This window comes from Cohnella sp. CFH 77786 (assembly GCF_019400745.1).
Taxonomy (GTDB): Bacteria; Bacillota; Bacilli; order Paenibacillales; family Paenibacillaceae; genus Cohnella.
Window position 1 is genome coordinate 180,476 of sequence record NZ_WJIB01000005.1, and the last position, 21,258, is coordinate 201,733.

General features: G+C 56.7%; 20 protein-coding genes. 14 read left to right on the forward strand and 6 right to left on the reverse strand.

Annotated features, from left to right (window positions below; translation table 11 throughout):
- Position 1: 1 nt before the first annotated feature.
- Positions 2-874 (reverse strand): AraC family transcriptional regulator, encoded by an 873-nt coding sequence (locus tag GE107_RS10000; RefSeq protein WP_219639543.1) that lies wholly within the window; start codon positions 872-874, stop codon positions 2-4.
- Positions 875-1,006: 132 nt separating this feature from the next.
- On the opposite strand from GE107_RS10000, the gene GE107_RS10005 reads away from it, so the two are divergent.
- The 3 genes from GE107_RS10005 to GE107_RS10015 all read left to right on the forward strand — a co-directional run bounded on the left by GE107_RS10005 (position 1,007) and on the right by GE107_RS10015 (position 4,573).
- The gene (locus GE107_RS10005) at positions 1,007-2,296 is read left to right on the forward strand and encodes a Gfo/Idh/MocA family protein (RefSeq protein WP_219639544.1); all 1,290 of its coding nucleotides are present in this window, start codon (positions 1,007-1,009) and stop codon (positions 2,294-2,296) included.
- 18 nt (positions 2,297-2,314) lie between these two features.
- Positions 2,315-3,721 carry a glucuronate isomerase gene (uxaC, locus tag GE107_RS10010; protein WP_219639545.1) on the forward strand — a complete coding sequence of 469 codons (1,407 nt, stop codon included), beginning with the start codon at positions 2,315-2,317 and terminating at the stop codon, positions 3,719-3,721.
- Positions 3,722-3,892: 171 nt separating this feature from the next.
- Entirely contained in the window at positions 3,893-4,573 is a 681-nt protein-coding gene (locus GE107_RS10015) for a response regulator (protein ID WP_219639546.1), read from the forward strand.
- On the opposite strand, the gene GE107_RS10020 is transcribed toward GE107_RS10015, so the two are convergent.
- The gene (locus GE107_RS10020; protein ID WP_219639547.1) at positions 4,556-4,921 is read right to left on the reverse strand and encodes a c-type cytochrome; all 366 of its coding nucleotides are present in this window, start codon (positions 4,919-4,921) and stop codon (positions 4,556-4,558) included. The genes GE107_RS10015 and GE107_RS10020 overlap by 18 nt on opposite strands.
- A gap of 253 nt (positions 4,922-5,174) precedes the next feature.
- On the opposite strand from GE107_RS10020, the gene GE107_RS10025 reads away from it, so the two are divergent.
- The 4 genes from GE107_RS10025 to icmF all read left to right on the forward strand — a co-directional run bounded on the left by GE107_RS10025 (position 5,175) and on the right by icmF (position 10,672).
- Complete coding sequence (locus GE107_RS10025) at positions 5,175-5,600, forward strand: DMT family transporter (RefSeq protein ID WP_219639548.1); 426 nt, start codon at positions 5,175-5,177, stop codon at positions 5,598-5,600.
- A gap of 16 nt (positions 5,601-5,616) precedes the next feature.
- Positions 5,617-6,072, forward strand: coding sequence for a DMT family transporter (locus tag GE107_RS10030; RefSeq protein WP_219639549.1), 456 nt, complete (start codon positions 5,617-5,619; stop codon positions 6,070-6,072).
- Positions 6,073-6,296: 224 nt separating this feature from the next.
- Complete coding sequence (locus GE107_RS10035) at positions 6,297-7,460, forward strand: acyl-CoA dehydrogenase (protein ID WP_219639819.1); 1,164 nt, start codon at positions 6,297-6,299, stop codon at positions 7,458-7,460.
- A complete protein-coding gene (gene icmF, locus GE107_RS10040; protein ID WP_219639550.1) occupies positions 7,457-10,672 on the forward strand; it encodes a fused isobutyryl-CoA mutase/GTPase IcmF in 3,216 nt (1,071 codons plus the stop codon). The genes GE107_RS10035 and icmF overlap by 4 nt, the downstream gene beginning before the upstream one ends.
- Positions 10,673-10,764: 92 nt before the next feature.
- Here icmF and GE107_RS10045 read toward each other — a convergent pair whose 3' ends face one another.
- Positions 10,765-11,334, reverse strand: a complete 570-nt coding sequence (locus GE107_RS10045; RefSeq protein ID WP_219639551.1) for a TetR/AcrR family transcriptional regulator — start codon at positions 11,332-11,334, stop codon at positions 10,765-10,767.
- Positions 11,335-11,482: 148 nt separating this feature from the next.
- Here GE107_RS10045 and GE107_RS10050 point away from each other — a divergent pair, with 148 nt between their 5' ends.
- The 5 genes from GE107_RS10050 to metE all read left to right on the forward strand — a co-directional run bounded on the left by GE107_RS10050 (position 11,483) and on the right by metE (position 16,358).
- Complete coding sequence (locus tag GE107_RS10050) at positions 11,483-12,067, forward strand: hypothetical protein (RefSeq protein WP_219639552.1); 585 nt, start codon at positions 11,483-11,485, stop codon at positions 12,065-12,067.
- Between the two features lie 198 nt (positions 12,068-12,265).
- Positions 12,266-12,511, forward strand: a complete 246-nt coding sequence (locus GE107_RS27110; protein WP_370636338.1) for a hypothetical protein — start codon at positions 12,266-12,268, stop codon at positions 12,509-12,511.
- Positions 12,512-12,580: 69 nt separating this feature from the next.
- Positions 12,581-12,925, forward strand: a complete 345-nt coding sequence (locus GE107_RS27115; protein WP_370636339.1) for a FusB/FusC family EF-G-binding protein — start codon at positions 12,581-12,583, stop codon at positions 12,923-12,925.
- 99 nt (positions 12,926-13,024) lie between these two features.
- Entirely contained in the window at positions 13,025-13,927 is a 903-nt protein-coding gene (locus GE107_RS10060; protein ID WP_219639553.1) for a LysR family transcriptional regulator, read from the forward strand.
- A 127-nt stretch (positions 13,928-14,054) separates the two neighbouring features.
- On the forward strand, positions 14,055-16,358 hold the full coding sequence (metE, locus tag GE107_RS10065; RefSeq protein WP_219639554.1) for a 5-methyltetrahydropteroyltriglutamate--homocysteine S-methyltransferase: 2,304 nt from the start codon (positions 14,055-14,057) through the stop codon (positions 16,356-16,358).
- A 77-nt stretch (positions 16,359-16,435) separates the two neighbouring features.
- Here metE and GE107_RS10070 read toward each other — a convergent pair whose 3' ends face one another.
- Positions 16,436-16,762 carry an ArsR/SmtB family transcription factor gene (locus tag GE107_RS10070; protein WP_219639555.1) on the reverse strand — a complete coding sequence of 109 codons (327 nt, stop codon included), beginning with the start codon at positions 16,760-16,762 and terminating at the stop codon, positions 16,436-16,438.
- A 353-nt stretch (positions 16,763-17,115) separates the two neighbouring features.
- On the opposite strand from GE107_RS10070, the gene GE107_RS10075 reads away from it, so the two are divergent.
- Positions 17,116-18,483 carry an MFS transporter gene (locus tag GE107_RS10075; protein ID WP_255570368.1) on the forward strand — a complete coding sequence of 456 codons (1,368 nt, stop codon included), beginning with the start codon at positions 17,116-17,118 and terminating at the stop codon, positions 18,481-18,483.
- 86 nt (positions 18,484-18,569) lie between these two features.
- Here the strand turns inward: GE107_RS10075 and GE107_RS10080 are convergent, their stop codons facing one another.
- Positions 18,570-18,908, reverse strand: a complete 339-nt coding sequence (locus GE107_RS10080) for a YmaF family protein (protein WP_219639823.1) — start codon at positions 18,906-18,908, stop codon at positions 18,570-18,572.
- A gap of 282 nt (positions 18,909-19,190) precedes the next feature.
- Here GE107_RS10080 and GE107_RS10085 point away from each other — a divergent pair, with 282 nt between their 5' ends.
- Entirely contained in the window at positions 19,191-20,309 is a 1,119-nt protein-coding gene (locus GE107_RS10085) for a HesA/MoeB/ThiF family protein (protein WP_219639556.1), read from the forward strand.
- Between the two features lie 64 nt (positions 20,310-20,373).
- Here GE107_RS10085 and GE107_RS10090 read toward each other — a convergent pair whose 3' ends face one another.
- Positions 20,374-21,246 (reverse strand): tetratricopeptide repeat protein, encoded by an 873-nt coding sequence (locus GE107_RS10090; RefSeq protein WP_219639557.1) that lies wholly within the window; start codon positions 21,244-21,246, stop codon positions 20,374-20,376.
- Between the last annotated feature and the right edge of the window lie 12 nt (positions 21,247-21,258).

Genomic DNA, 21,258 nt, shown 5'->3' on the forward strand with positions numbered 1-21,258 from the left:
GTCAGGATCCGCGTCCGTTCTCCTTGCCCGCGAGTTTCCGATAATCGCGGGGTGTGAGACGGGCGATCCGCTTGAATACTTTGCCGAAATGGGAGAAGTTGTCGAAGCCGGACCGCAGGGCCACATCCGTCACGGACCAGTCCGTTTCCTTGAGCAGCTTCTGGGCTTGCCGGACGCGGACGGACTGGATGTATTCGGTTAACGAGAAGCCGGTAACGGATTTGAACGTACGGCTCAAGTAATACGGGCTGAAGTGGAACCGCTCGGCCAAGAAGCCGAGGCTCAGATCCTCGGCGTAATGCTGGCGGATGTAGGCTGCGATCTCCGACATTTTCTCGCGGCCCGGCGAACCCGCAGGGACGGACGCCGGTTGTTGAACGCCGGATAGCCTGGCGGAGAGAAGCAGCACCTCGGCAAACAGATGCCGGAGCCGAAATTCGTGGCCTTCCGGACGCTCTCTCATTTCGTCCAACATCTCCGTAAACAGCCTCTCGAACGTTGCCGCATGCGCTTTCGGCTTGAGCACGGGATTCGCTGCCCGGAAGGGACGGAGCAACCATTCGGCAAATTCGCCCCCAATGGCCATCAGGAAATCGTCGGTGAAATTAATAACCATGCGTTCGTGAGCCGGCTCAGACGCCTCTGACGTTCGGTGCAGCTCGTTTTTCGGAATGAAGACGAGATCCCCGGCATGGACGGAATACGTCCGGTCGCGGATGAAATAATTTCTCTCACCGGAGAAGAGATAATAGAGTTCGTATTGCGCATGGAAATGATCTTCCCTCATCGTGAACCGCTCGGTCCTTCGGATGAATTCGACGAAGAAGGACGAGCCGTCGCTTCCGATTAGGACGTGCTCTCGGATTTCGCTCACAGGGCGGTCACCTCATCTCCATCATAGCAAGAAAAGCGGGGTTACGGGATTAAATGACAAAAATAACCGCGAAACTTCTGCGATCTTGCGGTAATCTAGAAGCGATCAGAGAACCGGAGAGGTGGAATCGTCTTGAAGCCAAAACGGTACGTATTGGTAGGCACGGGGGGAAGGGCGGAGTTTTTCTACTCCGCGATCGCGACGCAGTTCAAGGAAACGGCTGTTTTGACGGCGTTTTGCGATATCAACCGGACCCGCATGGAGTATGCGAACAAACGGTTGACGGAGAAGTACGGATACCCGAGCGTGAACCTGTATGCGCCGGACCAGTTTGACCGGATGATCGAGCTGGAGAAACCGGACGCCGTCATCGTGACCAGCGTGGACCGGACTCATCACACGTATATCATTAGAGCGATGGAACTCGGCTGCGACGCGATCACGGAGAAGCCGATGACGGTTGACGAGAAGAAATGCCAGGAAATCCTGGATGCGGTCCGCCGGACGGGACGCCAGGTCCGGGTGACGTTCAATTACCGCTATGCTCCCCACCATACGAAAGCCAGGGAATTGATCATGAACGGCGCGATCGGGCAAGTCCATTCGGTTCATTTCGAATGGCTGCTCAATACGATGCATGGCGCGGATTATTTCCGCAGGTGGCACCGCGACAAGCGGAACAGCGGCGGATTGCTCGTCCACAAATCCACGCACCATTTCGATCTCGTCAACTTCTGGATCGGCTCGCAGCCGGACGAAGTGTTCGCTTACGGAGACTTGCTGTTCTACGGACGGGAAAACGCGGAGAAGCGAGGAGAGACGCGATTCTACGATCGCGCGACGGGCAATCCGGCAGCGCAAGACGATCCCTTCGCCCTGCATCTGGACCGGAACGAGCATTTGAAAGCGATGTACCTCGATGCCGAACACGAGGACGGGTACCGGAGGGACCAGAGCGTCTTCGGAGACGGCATTACGATCGAGGATACGATGGGCGTGCTCGTCCGGTACAAGAACAATGCGATCCTGACTTATTCCTTGAATGCCTACATGCCTTGGGAAGGTTACCGGATCGCCTTCAACGGGAACAAGGGACGGTTGGAGATGACGGTCGTGGAGCAATCGTACGTCAACTCGGGCGGAGATAAATCGCTGGAAGGCGCGCTCAAGGACAAGCGTATCGTCCTGTTCCCGCACTGGAAGCCCCCCTATGAAATCGAAGTCGAGGAAGGACAGGGCGGACACGGCGGCGGTGATCCCGTGCTGCTGAACGATATTTTCGGAACGCCGGCCCCTGACCCTTATCGTCGTGCAGCGAATCACGTCGACGGCGCGCGGTCGATCCTCACCGGCATCGCGGCGAATCGGTCGATCCGAACCGGTATGGCCGTCAAGGTAGACGATTTGGTAAAATTCGATTGATAGGAGGAGGGCTGACGGATGAAACCTTTCATGGACGAAGATTTTCTGCTGTCGAACGGTACGGCGCGAAAGCTCTATCATGATTACGCGAAGACGATGCCGATTATCGATTACCACTGCCACCTGGATCCGAAGGAGATTCGGGAGAACCGGAGGTTCCGCAACCTGACCGAAGCGTGGCTGTACGGCGATCATTACAAATGGCGGGCGATGCGGGCGAACGGAGTCGTGGAGAAGCTCGTCACGGGCGGAGAAGGAGTCGGAGATGAAGACCGGTTCCTCGCCTGGGCCGGGACCGTGCCGATGACGATCGGCAATCCGCTCTACCATTGGTCGCACCTGGAGCTCAGGCGGTTGTTCGGCATCGACGAGCTGGTGAACGAGCGGAACGCGAAATCGATCTGGGAGCAAGCGAACGCCAAGCTGCAGGGAGAAGGGTACGCGGCTTGGGATTTCATCCGCCGGTCGGGAGTCGAGGTCATCTGCACGACGGACGATCCCTCCGACTCGCTGGAGCACCACGAGGCGTTACGGGAAAAGGAGGGCTTGGGTTTCCGGGTGCTGCCTTCGTTCCGGCCGGACAAATATTTGGAGCTGAACCGGGAGACGTTCCTGCCGTTCGTGCGGAAGCTGGAATCCGCGGCGCAAACCCCCATTCGCGATTACGAGGGCCTGCTGGCGGCGTTGGAAGCGAGGGCACGTTTCTTCCACGCGGTCGGCGGACGGGTTTCCGACCACGCGCTGGATTACGTGCCCTATATGGAGACGACCCGGTCGGAAGCGGCGGCGATTTTCGCGAAAGCGCTGCAGGGCCAGCCGGTTAGCTTGGAGGAAGAGCAGAAGTACAAGACGTATACGCTGCTCTGGTTAGGGGAGTTGTACGCGGAGCTGGATTGGGCCATGCAGTACCACATCAACGCCCACCGCAACAACAACCGGAGGATGTACGGACTTCTCGGTCCGGATACCGGCTTCGATTCCATCGGCGACAGTCCGGTCGCCGTTCCGCTCGTGAAGCTGCTGGATGCCATGGACCGCGGCGGCCGGCTGCCCCGCACGATCGTTTATTCGCTGAACGCGAGAGACAACGATCTGCTCGCTTCCATCATCGGCAGTTTCCAAGGGGACGGCATTCCGGGTAAAATCCAGTTGGGCTCCGCGTGGTGGTTCAACGATACGAAAGACGGGATGCTCGCCCAACTGAAGTCGCTTGCGAACATGGGCCTGCTGAGCCGGTTCGTCGGCATGCTGACCGATTCGCGCAGCTTTCTGTCCTATACGAGGCACGAGTATTTCCGGCGGATCCTGTGCAACCTGCTGGGCGAATGGGTGGAAAACGGCGAGGCGCCTGACGATGCCGAAGCGCTTGGCACCCTCGTCCAGGCGATCTGTTACGGCAACGCGAAACGGTATTTCAACTTTTAATCCATCCGAGCCGTACTCCGTGCAAGAGCCGCAGGAGTGCGGCTCTTTTCTTATTGTCGCAACGGAATGTTCAGGAGATTGACTCTTTCGAGTCATGTTTCCTAAGTGAGCGATTGATACACTGAATCATGAAAATGCAGACGGCGTGGTGCACGAAAGGAGGGATCCCGGATGACGCAGCCCGTACGCGTGCTGATCGCGGATGATCATGAGCATGCCCGCCAAGGCATTCGGGAGATCCTGCGGGGAGATCCGCTGTTCGAGACGGTCGCGGAAGCGAGCGGCGGCCGGGAAGCGATCGAATTGGCGGAGCGATGGATGCCTGAATTGGTCTTGATGGACATCGACATGAAAGAAATGAACGGTCTAACGGCGGCCCAAATCATCAAATCGAAGTTCCCTTCCATGAAAATCGTGATGGTGACGGTATCGGACGACATCGCGGATTTGTTCGAAGCGTTGAAGAAAGGGGCGCAAGGTTATCTGCTCAAAAACTTGAATCCGGGCAGCTGGCTGGAATATTTGCGCGCAGTCGCGCTGGACGAATCTCCTATGTCGAGGGAATTGGCCTTCAGGCTTCTGAAAGAATTTTCTTCCGGCGACCGACTCCGGGAATCGAAGATCCCTCTGACCCCCCGGGAGCAGGAGATCCTGTCCTGGGTGTCGAAGGGGGCGCTCAACAAGGAAATCGCGGACAAACTCGGAATATCGGAGCATACGGTCAAAAACCATCTCAAAAACATTTTGAACAAGCTTCACTTGGATAACCGGGTTCAGCTTGCCCGTTATGCTTTCGAACGGGGATACTTCCCGAAGGAGATCCCGGGGGAACCGTCATTTCATCGCGGCTAGCCAGTTCGTCAAGTTGATCAGCTGTTCCTTGGTCAGACGCTTCTCGAACGTGGGCATGCCGCCGCCGCCAACGACGATCTGCCGGTAGATCTGTTCCTTCGTCATCTCGGCTCCGACGCGATCGAGGGCAGGGCCGATTTTGCCTTGGAGGTCCGTTCCGTGGCAAGATAGACAGTTCTCCCGGTAGACGACTTTGGCCGCTTCGGCGTCTGCCGGCGTATCGGGAATCGTGACTTCCACGGGCTTAGGCGCCTCCGTCTGTTTTTCCTTGGGCGGGAGCTCGAACAGAATGCCGATCCCCAAAAGCGCGGCCGCGACGATGAGGCCGCCCATGATCCGCTTGTACATGATCTTCAACCTCCTCTGATCGTGATCATCTTGATCGTACCTGTTTTGCAGCACCGTCACTATAGCTCGTTAGGGCTAGCCCTAACGAGGTCCGCTCATGATCGAGAAAATGTACAAGAAAGGTCCGAATACACGGTCGCGCGGTCAGGTTTTGCCGTCAGTGGCGCTGCTCAACTCGAATAGGACATCTGTCCTTTCGACAACTCCGCGTTTCGATTTTAATGGGGAGAGAACGGAACGGGGGAGATCGGAAGTGAAAGGAATTCTATACGCTTTGTTGGCAGGAGCTTTCATCACGCTGCAAGGTGTGGCGAATGCCCGGATCAGCCGAGACATCGGGACCTGGCAGGCGGCCACGTTGACGCAGTTTACCGGCTTCGCGGCGGCCCTGTTGATCCTGATTTTCGTACGGAACGCGGAGTGGCCGCGTTTGAAGCAAGTCAAGCCCCTCTATTTGTCCGGAGGTGCTTTCGCGGCCGTCATCATTTTCGGCAACGTCACGGCGATCCACCATATCGGAGTGACCCTGTCGGTCGCGGCTCTGCTGATCGCCCAGCTGGGTCTGACATTCCTGATCGACGGCAACGGATGGTTCGGCGCTGCCAAACGCAAGATGGGGCTGCCGCAGTTCCTCGGCATCGGGATCATGATCGCCGGCGTGTTGATTCTCAAAATATGAGGAGGAACAGACAGGCATGATCGTTGGACTATTCATGGCGGTTGTCGCAGGTGCGCTGGTCGGTTTGCAAAATATTTTCAACAGCAAGGTGAACGAACGGGCGGGAACTTGGCCGACGACCGCACTCGTCCTGGGCCTGGGGTTTCTGGCTTCGTTGTCGATCGGTTTTCTCGCGGAAGGGAAGCGGCTGTTTGCGTTGCAGGATATGCAGACGTGGTACTGGTTCAGCGGCTTGATCGGCGTTGGGGTGGTCGTGTGTTTGGTGCAGGGAATCAAACGGCTCGACCCGACGTACGCTGTCTCCATCATGCTGATCTCGCAGATCGGATTCGCGTTGCTGTGGGATTCTCTTGGATGGCTCGGACTGGAAAAAGTCCCTTTTTCGTGGAAGCAGCCGGTCGGCGTCCTGGTGATCGCATTCGGAATCGTCGTTTTCAAGCTTGGCGGCGCCCGCCGCGCCGAGCCCGCGTGAATCGCGGGCTTTATTGCATACGAGAACCGAGCGGAGACATGAAGTACGAAGGAATCATAAGCCAAGTCGGAGACGGCGTATACTGCTAGCGAACGACATGGATCTATCTCTGCAAGTAAAAGCCGCATAGGACGAACCAAAGGCTTCGCTGATCCTCGGTGAAGCCTTTGCCTTTGCGTTAGCCCGATTGCTCGTAATCCACAGGCGGGAGGATGATCGACTTGATGGATTTCGCCTTGACGGAAGAGCAGCGGATGATCCGCTCCATGGTGAGGGAATTCGCCGAACGGGAAATCTCGCCGACCGCGGCCGTCCGCGACGAGGAGGAGCGGTTCGACCGGTCGCTCTTCGATGCGTTGGGGACGCTGGGGCTGACCGGTATTCCTTGGCCGGAAGCGCTCGGCGGATCGGGAGCCGATTTTACGACCTATATTCTCGTGCTGGAGGAAATCTGCCGCGCGGACGCCTCCATTGGCGTGACGCTGTCCGTCCACGTTTCGCTGGCAGGAGGGGCGATCTATCGGTTCGGCACCGAAGAGCAGAAACGGCGATATCTGCGGCCGATGGCGGAAGGGCGTATTCTGGGCGCTTTCGCGCTCACGGAGAGCGGCTCCGGTTCGGATGCCGGCTCCATGCGGATGACGGCGATATCGGAAGGCGATGCCTATGTGCTGAACGGGTCCAAAATGTTCGTGACCAGCGCCGGAGAAGCGGACCTCTACGTCGTATTCGCTTTGACGGATCCGGGGAAAGGCCGCGATGGCTGCAGCGCGTTTGTCGTGGAAAAAGGGGCACCCGGTTTCTCCTTCGGCAAGAAGGAGCGCAAAATGGGCATCCGTTCGTCTCCTACGGGGGAGCTGGTTTTCGCGGACTGCCGCGTTCCCATGGAGAACCGTCTTGGGAGCGAAGGGGAAGGCTTTGCCATCGCGCTGGCTCTCTTGGCCGGCGGACGTATCGGCATCGCGGCGCAAGCCGTCGGCATCGCCCAAGCGGCGCTCGACGCCTCGCTCGCGTACGCGCAGAAGAGGATCCAGTTCGGCAAGCCGATCACGAAGCATCAGGCGATCGCGTTTAAGCTGGCCGATATGGCGACGAGGATCGAAGGGGCCCGGCTGTTAACCTATCAGGCGGCATGGCGGGAAAGCCGGGGGCTCCCGCACGGGAAAGAGTCCGCGATGGCGAAACTGTACGCTTCCGACACGGCCTTGGAGTCGACGGTGGAAGCGGTGCAAATTTTCGGCGGATACGGGTATACGAAGGAGTTCCCGGTCGAGCGTTATATGCGGGATGCCAAGGTTACGCAGATCTATGAGGGGACGAACGAAATCCAGCGCATCGTCATTTCCCGTTGGCTGCTGGCGGACGCGGGAGAGGAAGGCGTCCGATGACGGCGGCGGATAACCGGTATCGGCCTCTGCAACCGGTTCGTTTCGTCACCGCTTCGGCTTTGTTCGACGGACATGACGTATCCATTCAAATGATTCGAAGGCTGCTGCAAGCAAGCGGCGCGGAAGTCATACACCTTGGACACAACCGCTCCGTCGACGAAGTGGTGCGGGCCGCGATCCAAGAAGACGTGCAGGGCATCGCAGTCTCCTCTTATCAAGGCGGCCATATGGAATTTTTCCGCTATTTGATCGATTCCCTTAAAGCACAGGGCGCTTCGGAAATCCGCGTGTTCGGGGGAGGAGGGGGCGTGATACTCCCGTCGGAGATTGCCGCGCTTCACGGGTACGGCGTCGCCAGAATTTTCTCTCCGCACGACGGCAGGGAAATCGGCCTTCAAGGCATGATCGACGTCATGCTCCGGGCATGCGATTATTCGACCGTGGATGGGTTCGATCCCGCTGCCGGTCCGGTCGATCGCTCGCACCCGCGCCGACTGGCCAAAGCGATCACGTTGGCGGAAAACCGGGTCGAATCCGTCGAATCCGTCGAATCCGATCCGGACGGCTCTGCAGCTGCAACGGATCTTGCCGTGAGATGCCCTGTCGTCGGCATTACCGGCACCGGCGGCTCCGGCAAAAGCTCGCTCACCGACGAGCTGGTGCGAAGGTTCCTGCGGCACGAACCGCAACGGACGATTGCGGTGCTGTCGGTCGATCCGACCCGGCATCGAACCGGAGGCGCCCTGCTCGGCGACCGCATCCGGATGAACGCCGTCCATTCCGATCGCGTGTTCATGCGCAGCCTGGCGACTCGAGGGTCCGGCCGTGAGGTGCCGACAACCATTCGGAACGTTATTAATGTCGTTAAACAATCGGGTTGCGACTTGATTTTGCTGGAAACGAGCGGTATCGGACAAGGAGACTATCAGATCCTTCGGATCTCCGACGTGTCGCTTTACGTGATGACGAGCGATTTCGGCGCGCCGTCTCAGCTCGAGAAAATCGAGATGCTCGACCATGCCGACCTGATCGCGGTCAACAAGTCGGACCGGCGCGGCTCGGCAGACGCGTTGCGCGACGTGAAGAAGCAATACCAGAGAAACCGCGGCTTGATGGACCGTGCCTGGGAAACGATGCCCGTTTACGCGACGGCGGCCAGCCGGTTCAACGACGAAGGCGTGGACGCGCTGTTTGCGGCATTGATCGACGTGCTGAATCGGAAGCTTGGCCTGAAGTGGCCGCTGCCTGATTTCAAGGCCGTTTCCCGTACCCGGCGGGAAGTCATCATTCCCGCGGCCAGGTCCCGCTATTTGGGGGAAATCGTGCATACGGTTCGGGAGTATCGGTCTATCACTCATCAACAAGCGCAGCGTGCGAGCGTCCTGTACCGGGTCACGGGCGCCATCGACGCGCTCCGGCAAGAGCAGGGGGATTCCGAACACGTCGAAGCGCTCAATCGGCTCAAGGAAAAATACGAGAACGAGCTGCACGAGACGATGCGGGAAGCGCTTGCGGGCTGGACGGAGCTTAGAAACCGTTACGCCGAACCCCGCACGGCAAGCCTGTCGGGCCTGGAAATCCCGAAAGTCAGCCTTCCGCCGTTCGCGGATTGGGGCGACCTCGTGAACTGGATAAGGCGTGAGAACGTACCGGGTGCGTTTCCGTTCACGGCGGGCGTTTTCCCGTTCAAACGGACGGACGAGGAGCCGAAACGCCAGTTTGCCGGAGAAGGAGCGCCGGAGCGGACGAACGCGAGATTCCGTTACCTGTCGAAGAACGATTCGGCCAAGCGGCTCAGTACCGCTTTCGATTCGGTCACGCTGTACGGCGCGGATCCGGACGAGAGACCGGACATTTTCGGGAAAATCGGAGAGAGCGGCGTCAGCGTCTGCACGCTGGACGACATGAAGAAGCTATACTCCGGCTTCGATCTGTGCGATCCGATGACGTCGGTATCAATGACGATCAACGGACCGGCACCGATCCTACTGGCCATGTATATGAACGTTGCGATCGACGGACAACTGGAGAAGTTCGCCCGGCAACGCGGGAGAGCTCCGACGCGGGAAGAAGCGGCGACGATCCGCGCCGAGACGCAGCGCAAGGTTCGCGGTACCGTGCAAGCCGACATTTTGAAGGAAGACCAAGGGCAGAACACCTGCATCTTCTCCACCGATTTCGCGTTGCGGATGATGGGCGACATCCAGGAATATTTCCGCGACCACGGCATTCGGCACTATTACTCCGTATCCATCTCCGGTTACCATATCGCCGAAGCCGGAGCAAACCCCGTCACGCAGCTGGCCTTCACGCTGGCGAACGCTTTCACCTACGTCGAATATTACTTGTCCCGCGGCATCGCGGTCGACGATTTCGCCCCGAACCTGTCTTTCTTCTTCAGCAACGGGCTCGATCCGGAGTACGCGGTGATCGGCAGAGTCGCGAGAAGAATATGGGCCACGGTCCTAAAGCACCGATACGGCGCGGGAGAACGCAGCCAGAAGCTGAAATACCACGTTCAAACCTCAGGCAGATCGCTGCACGCTCAAGAAATCCAATTTAACGACATCCGGACGACGCTCCAAGCGCTCATGGCCCTGCTGGACAATTGCAATTCGCTGCACACGAACGCCTACGACGAAGCGATCACGACGCCGACCGAGGAGTCGGTCCGGCGGGCGATGGCGATCCAATTGATCCTGACCCGGGAGCTCGGCCTGCTCAAGAACGAGAACCTGCTGCAAGGCTCGTTCTTCGTAGAGGAGTTGACGGATCGGGTGGAGGACGCCGTATTGCAGGAGCTGGAGAGGCTCGACGAGCGCGGCGGCGTGCTTGGCGCGATGGAATTCCAGTACCCGCGGGGTAAAATCCAGGACGAATCCATGCTCTACGAGATGAGAAAACATAGCGGCGAGCTTCCGATCGTCGGCGTGAATACGTTTCTGAATCCGAGCGCGGCAGCAGGGGCGGGAGACCAGATCCCGGTCGCGCGCGCGACCCGGGAGGAGAAGGAGGGACAAATCCGGAACCTGCGGGCGTTTCAAGCCGCCCACCGGGAGGAGAGTCCCGCCGCGTTGGCGAAGCTGCAGATGACGGTGCTGGAAGGGGGAAACAGCTTCGCCGAATTGATGGAAACCGTCAAGGTCGCCAGCTTGGGGCAAATCACGCAAGCTCTTTACGAGGTTGGCGGGAAATACCGGAGAAACACGTAGCTTCGGCTGAGAGGGCGGGTCCATAAGCACAAAAAGATCGCTGACTATCCCGGTTACTATAGCGGATAGCAGGCGATCTTTTTTGTGGCCATTCAGGTGGAGCGGTTGGTTGGACCGGATAACCCGAAGAAAAAAAGCCGAAGCAGTTGATCCATACGAGACGGATCTGCACCCTGATGAAATTCATTCAAATACATATGGAAATATCGTTGCAAGGTTTCATCCGAATAGGCTTGCCAAATCGAATTCTCCGCTTTTCCCAATGCGATCAGCTTCATGTAAAACCGCATGATTTTGTCCGTGCCCCGGTTTCCCATCCATGCATGAACAACGGCTTCCGGCACTGACTTGGCACCATACATGAACTTCAAATTACCGGACTCCGCCATCATGATGGCCTTGAGCTTCTCCTCGAATGGGCGGTCCGAAGCCAGAATGTCCTCATACTGGGTTATTTGTTTGTCCGTCCAATCATCGAGCATTTCCGCGAACAATCGTTCCTTCGTCCCGAAGTAATTGAAGATGGTAGCGGGGGAGACTTTGGCCGCTTCCGCGATTTCATTAACGCTTACTTTGGAGTACCCGTATTTCTGCATCAATTGCCGGGCGGCCTCGAATATTTGCTCGGTCTTCTTCCTTTTCCTTTGCTCAAAGCCATCCATAACGACACCTCTCGCCCAAGTGTACCTAAGGTTTTAGAGTAAATCAAGAGAATAACAACAAAACTATTGCCATCACTCATTCCGCGCGCTAATATTTATGTATTAAATGAATATTATTACTACAAAACTCTAACTAGGAGGGGTTGACTTGAAGCCCATACGGATTCCCGCGTTTCTGCACGAAGTGTTCGGCCAAGAGCAAAGAATGGGGATCATAGGGGTCATTCTCTTATTCGGAGGTTTGATGACAGGCGGTTTGTACTTTCGATTTCCCGAGATGGCGGACGGCATCGCTTTATGGCGAAGCATCTTGGCGTTTCTCCTCATTTTCGACATTTGTTCCGGATGCATCGCCAATTTTACGAGGGCGACAAGCGACTACTATGCCCGTTATCCGCGCAAACGAATCGTGTTTATTGCCATTCACGTTCATCTCGTACTCGTTGCGCTGCTGTTAGGGACGAATGTGTGGCAGTCGCTTCTCGTTTGGGCGTTTACGATAGCGGGAGCTTATTCCGTCAACGCCGTCAGAGGAAGCCATCAACTTTTCGTCGCCGGGGTGCTGCTGTCTGCCGGCATCGGATGGATCCCCATGCTCCCTGACGTAGAGCCATACATGGTCATCATCGGCATCCTTTTTATGCTAAAGGTATTGCTTAGCTTCAGTGTCGATCATTATGGGAAAGCGTACGGAAAATTGCCGAATGAAGCTTATTTCCCATATAATGAGTAAAGCAAGGGAGGTCGGTAGGGATGGCAAATCATTTTGCCGGAAGAAGACGCCACTCATGCAAAGCCTGATTAGGGGCGATACTTTGCATGGGGCGAATCGATAACCGAATTTCATCGCCCGAACAAGCGCATATCGTTTCTAATCATGGTTTTGCGCCTTATTCCTTCTATCCTATCTCGAATAAGGGGCGGATGAGCGATGCTCAAACCATTCATTAGAAACCATCAATATAACCTGATCAAGAAGCAGGCCGGGCTGCAACAGCACGCTTGCGGCTCCGTTTCCGACCCGAAGGTCGTGGAATCGGTCCGGCAAGACGTATGGCTGAGGATTGCCCGAGCTTTCCCGGACGCGGGGGAGCCGGAAACGCGGCTGCTCGGGAACATCACGGCGGCTGGCACCGCGGAACAATTCCATCACTATCTGCAATCGCTGGAACCCTGAAGAACGGAGTTCGCGTCCGAGCCGGTCACGGAGAACCAGATCAAGAAGCTGTACCCTAATATCAAGAAGTTGAAGGTGCCCGATCTCGCTTCCCTCGATGGCCGCCATATCACCTATTTGGGGTGGTTGGACATCGCGGCGGGCAAGCAGTTCATCGTCTATCCGCTGGATGGCCGTCTCGTCGGCATCGAAGGCAGGTTCACGCCGGCAGGCAAGAAGAGCATGTGTTTCGTATGCAACCGGCAGGAAGAGGTCGCTCTGTTCACGGCGATCACCAAAGCGAGGCCGGCAAACGCTTCGCCCGATTACTATAAGGCGATCGGCAACTATATGTGCGTGAGCAGCGAAACATGCAATCGGAACATCACGGATGTCGCCGCCCTGGAGACGTTCCTCCGGAACGTCTTGGGGTAAGCGGTCCGGATCCATTTCGAAGAAGGCAACAAACCAACCTCCGATCGCCGGGGGTTGGTTATTTTATACGTCGATAAGTTTCGAGAGGAGGGGATGCGGTTGACCTTGCAACAACTGAAATACGTGATCGAAATCGTGAACCGCGGGTCCATGAATGAGGCGGCCAAGCGATTGTTCATTTCCCAGCCCAGCTTATCGAATTCGATCGCGGATTTGGAAGTCGAAATGGGCATTACCATTTTCGAACGATCCAATAAAGGGATTACCCTGACCAAAGAAGGCGCCGAATTCATCAGCTACGCGAGACAGGTCGTCGAGCAGGCGGAGTTGCTGCAGAACCGATACCTGAACGCCAAGCCGTCTCCCCAGCACTTTTCGGTCTCAACGCAACACTATGCATTCGCGGTCAATGCCTTCGTCGACCTCGTTCGGGAGTTCGGTCTGGATGAATACGAGATGACGCTGCGCGAAACGAAAACCTACGAAATCATCGAGGACGTCAAAAGCTTGCGGAGCGAGATCGGGATCTTGTACGTGAACGAGTTCAATGAGAAAGTGATTCGGAAGCTGCTGAAATCCGCGAATCTCGAGTTCCATCGTTTGTTTACGGCGAAACCCCATATTTTCATCAGCATCCATAACCCGCTGGCGAAGCAGGCCGTAGTGACCATGGATCAGCTTCAGCCGTATCCGTATCTCTATTTCGAACAAGGGGAGAACAACTCGTTCTATTTCTCCGAAGAGATTCTCAGCACCTTGTCCCATAAGAAAAGCATCCGCGTCAACGACCGGGCGACGCTGTTCAACTTGCTGATCGGGCTCAACGGTTATACCATCTCGACCGGGGTATTAAGCGCGGATTTGAACGGCAATGAAATCATTCCCGTCCCTCTGGAAAGCGAGGAAACGATCAACGTCGGCTGGGTTTCCCACCGCAACGTGGCTTTGTCGAAGCTGGGCTCCGCCTACGTGGTCGCGCTTAAAAAGGCCGTTGCCCGTTAGCGCCTGGATATAGCCTGCGGCTATATCCAGTTATAGCAATTGGGATTTACCTTATAACAGATCGACCGTGCTATTCTTCTTGTAAAGAACCGAATGGGTTCATTTGGCAAGAAGAGGAGCATGCAGGATGGCAAAAAGCAGCGTATTGGGATATCCGCGCATCGGCGCGGAGCGGGAGTGGAAGAAGGCGCTCGAAGCCTTCTGGTCGGGCAAGCTCGAAGAATCGGAGCTTCATGGCCGGCTGCGGGAAATCAGGCTGAATCACCTGATGAAGCAGAAGCAGCGCAACATCGATTGGATCGCCGTTAACGATTTCAGTTATTACGACCACATGCTGGACCATGCCGCCATGTTCGGCTTGATTCCCGATCGATTCGCATACGAGGGCGGGCCCGTGCCGTTATCCGTCTATTACGGGATCGCGCGAGGAACCCGGGATGCGGTCGCCAGCGAAATGACCAAATGGTTTAACACCAACTATCACTACATCGTACCGGAGTTGCAGGGGATCGAACCGGCGCTGACCGAGAACAAACCGTTGCAGGCGTACCGGGAAGCCAAAGAGAAGCTCGGGATCGAGGGCAAGCCGGTGATCGTCGGTCCGCTCACTTTCCTGAAGCTGTCCAAAGGGTATGACCGGTCGGAAACCGACGCCTGGCTGGAACGGCTCATTCCCCTCTATGTGCGGATCCTTCAGGAGCTGGAGCAAGAAGGCGTTCGATGGGTGCAGATCGATGAACCGATCCTGGTCACGAAGGTAAGCGACGTAGACGTGAACAGGCTGAAGGCGATCTACGGAACGTTTGCCGCTTCGGCACCGAAGCTGAACATCATGCTGCAAACCTACTTCGAATCGGTCGAGCGTTACGGCGATATCGTCGCGCTTCCCGTTCAAGGAATCGGGCTCGACTTCGTGCACGGTCTTGGCGGAAATCTGTCAGCGATCAAAGCGCTCGGTTTCCCGCAAGATAAAGTGTTGGGGGCGGGGGTCATCGATGGCCGGGGGATCTGGAAAGCCCCGCTTCGCGATAAAATCGGACTGCTGGAGGAACTCGCGAATCAAGTCTCGGATGACCGGCTTATCGTGCAAACGTCGTGCAGTCTGATTCATGTTCCGGTGACCGCCAGCCGGGAGTCCGATTTACCCGCGGAACTGAGGAACGCGCTGGCGTTCGCCGACGAGAAGCTGGATGAGCTCGCGCTTCTGACAAAGGCCATTTCGCTCGGCGCAGCCGAAGTGGCGGATGAAGTGGTAAAACTCGAAATCGGGCGTCTCGAGTTCGAACGATCCGACGAACGCGCACGCGTCGACGTCCGGCAAGCCGTCGAAGCGCTTCGCGGGTCGCGGCCCGAACGGGGAGCTCCTTTCCCGGAACGCCGGCTCGTCCAGCAGGAGAAATGGCGATTGCCGCTGTTCCCGACGACGACCATCGGCAGTTTCCCGCAAACCGATGAGGTCCGCAAAGCCCGGAGGCTCTGGCGCAACGGAGAATGGGACGATACTCGATATGCGGGATTCATCCGGGGTCAGATCGATACGTGGATCGGGCTGCAAGAGGAGATCGGATTGGACGTTCTCGTACACGGCGAATTCGAGAGAACCGACATGGTCGAATTTTTCGGCGAGAAGCTTGCAGGCTTCGCTTTCACCGGTCACGGGTGGGTTCAATCGTACGGTTCGCGCTGCGTGAAACCGCCGATTATTTACGGGGACGTAGCCTTTCGAGGGCCCATGACGGTCGAAGAAACCGCCTATGCGCAGTCTCGAACGAATCGTCCCGTGAAAGGCATGCTCACCGGTCCGATTACGATCATGAACTGGTCGTTCGTCCGGGACGACCTTCCGCGCGAACAAATCGCGTATCAGTTGGCTTATGCGCTCAGGCAAGAGGTAGAAGCGCTCGAACGGGCGGGCATCGGCATGATCCAGGTCGACGAGCCCGCGGTCCGCGAAGGACTGCCGCTGAAGGAGGAAGCACACGGGGAATATTTGGACTGGGCGGTCAAAGCGTTCCGCATAGCGACCTGCACGGTCCGGGATTCCACGCAAATCCATACCCATATGTGCTATTGCGAGTTTCATGACATGATCGATTCGATCAAAGCGATGGATGCGGACGTGATTTCGATCGAAGCGTCGAGAAGCCACGGCGAACTGATCCATAGCTTCGAGACGAATACGTATCAATTGGGCATCGGCTTAGGCGTATACGATATTCACAGTCCGCGCGTTCCGCGCGCGGAAGAGATGACCGGCATGATCGAACGGGCGCTGCGCGTGCTCGATCCGCAGCTCTTCTGGATCAATCCGGATTGCGGGCTCAAAACCCGGGGGAAGGAAGAGACCGTCGTTTCCTTGCGCAATATGGTGTCTGCGGCCCGGATCGCCCGTTCCCAGTATGGGGCCCAAACCGGAACAAGCACGAAGTGAGTCGGCAACCCGACGAGAAATCGGAAAGAGCAGCGGAGAAGAATCCGTTGCTCTTTCTGTTCGTGGAGCACGATCCGTCATTCCGGGATCGGCGAGCCGGATGCTTCGTAGGCGGCCAGCACCGACTGGAGCAGACCCGGGAAACGTTCCTCGAGGTCTTCCGCCCGAACGGACACGAACCGCTGCGTCCCTTGCGTCCGCACCCGGACGATGCCCGCTTCCCTTAACGTTCGCACATGGTGGGTTACGGTCGATTTCACGACGGGAACCTCGATGAAACCGCAGGTACACTCGCCGGATTTGTAAATCTCGTATAGGATGAATAATCGGATGGGATCGCTCAGGGCATAGAGGACGGAGGACAGCTGGATATCGGCTTTGTCCGGATGGTGCAAAATTTTCATCGGCAAATCCCCTTGGTCTGTATTCGTCGAATGGCAACTAAGAGCCCAAATACCGTTACTCTCCTTCGTATTCCGCTAAATCCGAAAAAGTAAAGGTAATCATACAGTTCGTATTAATGATTTCGCTGAGAATCTTATGTTTTTAGCATAACTAACGGTATGTGCGATGAATGATGAAGCCAAATGGCGGTTCGAGCTCTTGACAGCTGCAACGTACGCGCTCATTGCGAAGCTGGTTGCTGCGATTATTTTGTTGGAACCAATTGCATTTTATCATAACGGGTGCTATATTTCTATTGTTCGATGATAATAAAACAATGAAATTATTGGAACCGTGAAAGGCGGTGTTTCCCTTGTCAACGTCAGCCCCCGCGGCATCCGCGCGCGGCGCCGAGCCTGCTTCGATCCGGGAAGGTCTCGTGACCGTACTGCTGGGATTGTCGATGGTATTGGTGATCATGAATACGATGATGTTCAACTTGGCTTTGCCGAGCGTCGCCCGGGATTTCGGCTTGTCCGCTTCCTCGACGTCCTGGATCGTAACGGGGTATTCCATCGTGTTCGCGATTTCTTCCATCACGTTCAGCCGATTATCCGATTTCGTTCCGATACGCCGCCTGATCGTCATCGCGCTTCTCTCGCTCAGCTTGGCCGCCATTGCCGGGCTGTTCAGCTACAGCTTCCTGCATCTCCTGGTCGTCCGCCTCGTGCAAGCATCGGGAGCAGGGGCCATTCCGGCACTCTCCTTGGTCTTGATTAGCCGTTACATTCCGCTTGAACGCCGCGGCAAAGCGATGGCCATGATCATGTCGGCCGCATCTCTCGGACTCGGGCTTGGCCCGGTAGCGGGGGGAGCGATCGTCGAATATTTGGGCTGGCATCACCTGTTCGAGGTGACCGCGGCAACGCTTCTGCTCGTGCCGGTTTTCGCAGCGCTGCTGCCGGCAGAGAAACCCGCCAAAGGCTCTTTCGATGCGTTGGGGGCGTTCCTGGTCGGCGTCGGGACGACCGGATTGCTGCTGTTCCTGACGAGCCGTTCCGTCATTGCGCTGGCCGCGGGCCTGCTCGGACTCGTCCTGTTCGTCTTCCGCGTCCGGACGGCCCGCGATCCCTTCGTCCAGCCGCGGCTGTTCGGAAACCGTTCCTATCTCTTGCTAAGCGCCGTCGGGATCGCCGCTTACCTATGCAGCTTCGCGACGCTGTTCCTGATGCCGCAAATCCTGGTGAATCTGTACGGCTTAAGCGCGATTTCTTCCGGTCTCGTCATTTTCCCGGGTTCCTTGCTCGCGCTATTCCTGTCGCGCCAAGTCGGCAAAATCATCGACGCTCGAGGCAACGCGGCGATTATTCGCTATATCCCCCTGCTTGTACTGGCATCCGTCGTGCTGTTCGCCTTGTTCGCCGGAACTTCATACATCGCCATCCTGTTGATCTATATGCTTCTGAGCACGGGCTTTACGTTCCTGACGAGCAGCATTTCGAACGAAATGTCCCGCATCCTGCAGCCCTCGCAGATCGGCTCCGGCATGGGTCTGTTCCAGCTGCTGCAATTTTTCAGCGGGGCATTCAGCGTCGCGGCGACGGCGAGCGCGCTGACCTGGCAGAAGGAGCTTTCCCCGCAGGCCGCCTACAGCAACATCTACTGGGCTATGGCCATCGTCGTTCTCGCCTCGATCGCCTGCGCTTACCTGTATGGAAGGCGAGCCCGACAGATTGCCTGACGCCATGACATCTTCATCGCCAAACGGAAACGGGACTTCAACCCTCGGTTGAAGTCCCGTTTTTGTCTTTCGCACGGACCACCGTTTCACTTGCTTCCCGGTGCCGGCATATCCACGCCTTGGACCCGATGCCGATGTCCGTCGTCCGTCGTGGTGTAGAAGTCGTAATAGTGGACGTGCATGCCGTTCCCGACGGGAATCGCCGGACCGGAGTAGGCTTTGTACGCGTGCTTGTGTCCGTCCTCGAACAAGACGTAGCCTTCGGTGTAGTGAATATGGCTGCCGTCCGGCGTCGGGATGGGAGGGGACGTGACGTCCAGACATTGATGGACGTGACCGTCCGCCACGGAAGTGTAGTCGACGGACCCGTGATTGTGTTCGGGGACGAACCCGGAAACGAACGCGTCTTTCGAAACCGACATGATCAGCACCTGCCTAGCGTTTTTTACGTTCAATATATTCCGTCTGCCCATTCCTGGTTACCGGGTTCCGCGACATTGTCAGATAAGTTAAATCGTGACAGTCATGGATGACCGGGGTCACTACCGGATATGACTCCTTAAATGTTTAAAATAAGAAATCCGGTGCAAGCGGAGGTGAGCAGGGTGAAAAAGGTGCAAATCAAAGCGGTGGAAACGATTATCTGGGGCATGCGCGTCGCAAACTGATCATGAAGCTCGCGACTGAGACTTGGGAGGCGGAGAGGGTTGAACGGATCCGGGGTCAGGCCGGTTTTCAAAGGATTGTTCTTTGTGAGAAGCCTGCCAGGCGGTATGCTGCGAATCGGCGAAGCCTCACCGAACCGGGCGGTCGAAATCGCGGACGAGGACGGATGGGTCGAACGTCTGATCCGGCTGATGGACGGAACCCGGACCGTTGAACGATTGTGGCGGGATCTTGCCGCAGCCGCTCCGTCGCTCACGATCGAGGATGTCTCGGAGATCGTCGCGGAGTTGGACCGCCTGGGCTATGTGGACGATCAAGGGTTGCGGGACGAATGCGGGCTTGGACCGGATGAGCTTGAACGTTTCCGCGCGAACGTGAATTACTTTTCCTATTATTCCAGCATGGGTTCCGGACCATGGGGCATGCAGGAACGGCTCCGCGGCGCGGAGGTCACGGTGATCGGAGCGGGAGCGCTTGGCTGCGGCGTGCTGCTCAATCTAGCGGGACTCGGCGTTACCGACCTTCGGATCGTAGATTTCGACGTCGTGGAGTTAAGCAACTTAAACCGTCAAATGCTGTATGCGGAGAAAGACATCGGGCGACGTAAAATCGATGTCGCGTCCGAATTTCTTGCGCGGTTCCATTTTCGTTCCAATCCGGAGCTTGTCGATATGGAGATAACTTCCGCCGCCGACGCGAAGAAGGCGATTTCCGGCAGCGATCTTGTCGTGCTCGCCGCGGATCAACCGTATTGGTTGCTGGAGAGGTGGGTGAACCAAGCCTGCTCCGAGGCCGGCATTCCGTTTATCGCCGGAGGAATGAACCTCTGCGAAGGCCAAGTTTACGCCGTCGTTCCGGGACGTACGGGATGCGCGGCTTGCATCGACCTCCAATACGGCCAGGACCACGCGGAACATGCCGCTTTTCTATCGGATTTCCGGGATTCGGACTTCCGGATGCCCAGCGCCTCGATCGCTCCGAACTATATGGTGCTGGCCGGCATCGTAGGCGGCGAAATCGCCCGTTGGTTCACGGGGACCGCGGAAATGCGCTCGGCAGGCCGAGTGCTGGCCATGAACTTCGACACCTACGCGCTGGAAACGAGAATCGACTTTGCCCGCCGGATTCCAGAATGTCCCGTCTGCAAAGATGTTTATTGATGTTAGATAATGGAACCGTTTCGCGACAGGTGCGAAACGGTTTTTTGTGTTTTTGCAAATCGATTCATGATCCTCGTCTTCTCCATCCAAACACGCGTACATGTACAATCCCTTTGGCCAACCAATGGGCGAGCACGTAAAGAAAAATAAAGAGAATGAGTAAGGGCTTGAATAAAAACCAGGCGACGATCCATGAAATAAATAGCTGCCACGGTTTCATTCTGCGCAAAGCTATCGTTGGCCAAAGAAAGATTCGAAACACTATCTGATTATGCTGCAGCGCTTCCAGGTACTCGTTTTGAAACTGTCTGCTTTCGGGGTTGAGTCGAACCGCGCTTCGCATATACGATTCTTGCAAATCGAAATCTCCGCGTTGACCAGCCGCCCAAGCCAAATATAAAAGGGTGTAGGGGGCTTCGGCGCCGTATCCGATTGCCTGGCGATCCAACCGTCTGGATTCCCCGATATTCCCTAGTAGCGCTTCCGTATAGCTGAGAGCTGCCAAGTACAGCGGAGTTTCCGGTTTCATTTCCAGTGCTTTCAGCAGTTGCTCCTTGGCCTCATGGAATCTCTTTTTCCCGTTCAAACGATTCGCTTTCAGAAAATAATACTGGGTTTCATACGGGTCGATCCGCAAGGCTTCCTGCAGCGCCTCGTTGAATTCTTTTTCCTTATTCGTCTCATAATACACGCCGACCCTTACAAACCATGCCAATTCATGCTCCGGAGAACGCTTAAGCGCCTCGCCCGCCCAATGCAACGCCTTCTCATATTCATCCATTAACGAATGGATACGGGCGATAAGGGCATAAGCATCCGCGTCTTCGGGATCGTTCCTTAAGATCCGATCGGCTGCCTTAAGCGCTTCTTTATACCGCTTCCATTCCATGAGCTGGTGAACCTCGGTATAGACTGGCTTCACCGCTTTCTTTTCCATTGCCGAAGCCCC

What these genes read in the sequence shown, in the direction of transcription:
- uxaC (WP_219639545.1), top strand. Translation starts at nt 2,315, where the DNA reads ATGAAACCTTTCATGGACGAAGATTTTCTGCTGTCGAACGGTACGGCG.
- GE107_RS10035 (WP_219639819.1), top strand. Translation starts at nt 6,297, where the DNA reads ATGGATTTCGCCTTGACGGAAGAGCAGCGGATGATCCGCTCCATGGTG.
- GE107_RS10020 (WP_219639547.1), bottom strand. Translation starts at nt 4,921, where the DNA reads ATGTACAAGCGGATCATGGGCGGCCTCATCGTCGCGGCCGCGCTTTTG.
- GE107_RS27110 (WP_370636338.1), top strand. Translation starts at nt 12,266, where the DNA reads ATGCTCAAACCATTCATTAGAAACCATCAATATAACCTGATCAAGAAG.
- GE107_RS10045 (WP_219639551.1), bottom strand. Translation starts at nt 11,334, where the DNA reads ATGGATGGCTTTGAGCAAAGGAAAAGGAAGAAGACCGAGCAAATATTC.
- GE107_RS10030 (WP_219639549.1), top strand. Translation starts at nt 5,617, where the DNA reads ATGATCGTTGGACTATTCATGGCGGTTGTCGCAGGTGCGCTGGTCGGT.
- GE107_RS10070 (WP_219639555.1), bottom strand. Translation starts at nt 16,762, where the DNA reads ATGAAAATTTTGCACCATCCGGACAAAGCCGATATCCAGCTGTCCTCC.
- GE107_RS10015 (WP_219639546.1), top strand. Translation starts at nt 3,893, where the DNA reads ATGACGCAGCCCGTACGCGTGCTGATCGCGGATGATCATGAGCATGCC.
- icmF (WP_219639550.1), top strand. Translation starts at nt 7,457, where the DNA reads ATGACGGCGGCGGATAACCGGTATCGGCCTCTGCAACCGGTTCGTTTC.
- GE107_RS10090 (WP_219639557.1), bottom strand. Translation starts at nt 21,246, where the DNA reads ATGGAAAAGAAAGCGGTGAAGCCAGTCTATACCGAGGTTCACCAGCTC.
- metE (WP_219639554.1), top strand. Translation starts at nt 14,055, where the DNA reads ATGGCAAAAAGCAGCGTATTGGGATATCCGCGCATCGGCGCGGAGCGG.